This window comes from Autumnicola edwardsiae, from assembly GCF_031846505.1.
Classification (GTDB): Bacteria; Bacteroidota; Bacteroidia; order Flavobacteriales; family Flavobacteriaceae; genus Autumnicola; species Autumnicola edwardsiae.
The window spans coordinates 1-1,441 of record NZ_JAVRHP010000237.1 but is presented as its reverse complement, the minus strand read 5'-3'; the positions used below and the strand labels follow the sequence as shown (position 1 = coordinate 1,441).

General features: G+C 31.0%; 2 protein-coding genes. One reads left to right on the top strand and one right to left on the bottom strand.

Translation table 11 applies throughout. From position 1 onward, the window contains the following. The coding region (locus tag RM529_RS17340) for a hypothetical protein (RefSeq protein WP_311485997.1) at positions 1-897 on the bottom strand (897 nt) is incomplete at its 3' end. Between the two features lie 314 nt (positions 898-1,211). Here RM529_RS17340 and RM529_RS17335 point away from each other — a divergent pair. Beyond that, positions 1,212-1,441, top strand: a 230-nt coding sequence (locus tag RM529_RS17335) for a single-stranded DNA-binding protein (RefSeq protein ID WP_311485996.1), incomplete at its 3' end; no start/stop codon positions are given.

Genomic DNA, 1,441 nt, shown 5'->3' with positions numbered 1-1,441 from the left:
AAAATTAATATTAAATAATTTTTCGGTTTCTGCTTCACCAATTACAACATCTGAATTGAATATTTCCTCAACTGTTTCTTGAATTGCTGCTTTTGCTTCGACATATTCATTGGTGAGTTTAATTTCTTTTTTATTTAGTATGAATTTTAAAATTCTTTTTTGATAATCCTTCTCATATTCCTTATCATTTATCAATTTTTCAACTTCATCAAATGGAACATTTTGGAATTTTTCATTCTTGATCTGTTTTAAGGAAGCTGATACTAAATATTGCTTTAAGTCAGTATCTATTTCGTTCTCATCATAAGTTTGCGATTTAAACTCCATTTTGAGTTCGGAAATGATTTTTCTTTCTCTTAGTTTTTTTAGAACTCTTTCTAATTTAATATTTGCAACTTTTATATTGAAAACCTTATCTAGAACTAACTTGCATATAGAGGCAAGCTCTTTATTGTCTTTAGTTGGATCTTCATAAAGTAAAATTTTCCATTGATACTGATATTGGTTTGCATCAATCCCAAATATTGTTGGGTACAACAGCATAAAATTCGTTTCGCTTCCAACTTTATCTTTCTTAGTTAGGTTTATTTTTTCTTTTGTTTCTACATAACCGTCAAGTAAGTTTGTATTGTATGCAGTTATTTTAAAAAGCCGGGCTGGAATTTTTCCAATCTCGCAATTATGTTGTTCAATGTCTTGAACCTCAATTTCTTTTATTTTATTTCTTCTTTTTCTTGAAAGCTTAGGTTTTAATCGAGTATGTTCCTCTACTTTCCTATCTAAGTAGTTTATCATATCCTCGTAAGAATGTCCTTCAAAAAGTCCCTTTGTGTTTTCGAATAATTCGGAAGAATAAACGGGAACTTTTATTTTATAAGTTTTTTCTTTTTTACCCATATTTTGATCAATATTATCGCCAACAAATTAATAAATCCACCTGTCCATTAATAGCTTTATTAGCTCCTCAACAAATCTACTAAAATTCAGGATCATCTTGAGAGGATAGAGATTTCTGCCTTCTTTTAAGAAAAAAGCTTTTAAATCAGCAAACTTCTTCGTGGGTGCCTGAAACCTATCATCCAATTTTAAACGTTTGCAAACGGATGTAAACGTAAGCAAATAATTGATAACCAATTAACACTAACCTCCTGTGGTACGTTTGTCCTGTTGAAATGAACTAATGATTTTCAGCTGCAATAAATTCTATAGTTATGAGCACTTTAAGAAACAAAGTACAGTTAATTGGTCACGTAGGTAACGATCCTGAAATCGTAAATCTTGAATCGGGAAAAAAGCTGGCGAAATTTTCTATCGCCACAAATGAGAGTTATAAAAATTCCAAAGGAGAAAAAATAACAGATACGCAATGGCACAATATCGTTGCCTGGGGCAAAACCGCTGAATTAATCGAGAGTTATGTTCCCAAAGGTAAAGAGGTGGG